Source organism: uncultured Campylobacter sp. (assembly GCF_938045535.1).
In the GTDB taxonomy this organism is placed as follows: Bacteria; Campylobacterota; Campylobacteria; order Campylobacterales; family Campylobacteraceae; genus Campylobacter_B.
In genome coordinates, this window is the sequence record NZ_CALIMQ010000137.1 from 1 (window position 1) to 1,076 (window position 1,076).

Annotated in this window: 1 protein-coding gene; it reads right to left on the reverse strand. The window is 51.5% G+C overall.

Annotated features, from left to right (window positions below; all coding sequences use genetic code 11):
- A partial coding sequence (gene murA, locus Q0095_RS04500) for a UDP-N-acetylglucosamine 1-carboxyvinyltransferase (RefSeq protein WP_297881759.1) occupies nucleotides 1-1,076 on the reverse strand: 1,076 nt, incomplete at both ends.

Genomic DNA, 1,076 nt, shown 5'->3' on the forward strand with positions numbered 1-1,076 from the left:
GCACCGTTTAGCTTGCCGCCGCTGATCGTCGCGATGTGTCCGTTTAAACGGATATCTGCGCCCATTCTTGAGAGTTCGCTAACGTGCATGAAGCGGTTTTCAAAAAGCCTCTCGTCGATGGTACTGACGCCAGTGGCTACACACGCCAGTGCCATAAACTGCGCCTGCATATCGGTAGGAAAGCCCGGATATTCGCTTGTGATAATCTCAACTGGTTTGATCTTGGCGGGCAAGATCGTTATCTCGTCGCCGCCGCTTGAAATTTCAAATTTAAAGCCCATATCTTCAAATTTTGCAAGCACGGCGGCAAGATGAGCCGCGCAAGAGTGCGTGATCGTGATGCGGGAGCCCGTGATCGCACCCGCGCACAGATAGGTGCCCGCCTCGATGCGATCGGGAATGATCGAAATTTCGTTCAAGCTTAAAAGCTCGCCGTCGCTTCCTTTGATGAGGATTTCGTTCGTGCCTATGCCCTCTATGTCGATGCCTACGCTTTTTAATGCGTTGCAAACGGCGATGACTTCGGGCTCTTTTGCCGCGTTTATGATATGAGTGGTGCCGCTTGCTAAGGCCGCTGCCATTACGATGTTTTCGGTGCCGGTAACGGTAATTTTGTCAAAATTTATAGTCGCGCCCTTAAGCCCCTTTTTTGCGGTGCAAACGACGTAACCCTGCTCGATCTTAACCTCTGCGCCCATCTTTTCAAGCGCGCTAAGGTGCAGATCGATCGGTCTGGCGCCGATCGCGCAGCCCCCCGGAAGGCTTACCTCGCAGTGTCTAAACCGCGCTAAAAGCGGCCCCAGCACCAAGATCGAAGCTCGCATTTTGCGCACTATGTCGTAGATCGCCTTGGTCGAGTTTACCTCGCGCGTATCGATTTTGGCGGTATTAGCGTCAAGAAACTCGCACTTTGCGCCTAAATTTGAAAGCAGCTGAATTAGCGTGTGGATATCGGAAACTGCGGGTAAATTTTTAATTACGACTTCGTTTTTTGAAAGGATAGATAGGGCTATGAGCGGCAGTGCGGCGTTTTTTGCGCCACTTATTTTGACGCTGCCGCTTAGTTTTTTGCCTCC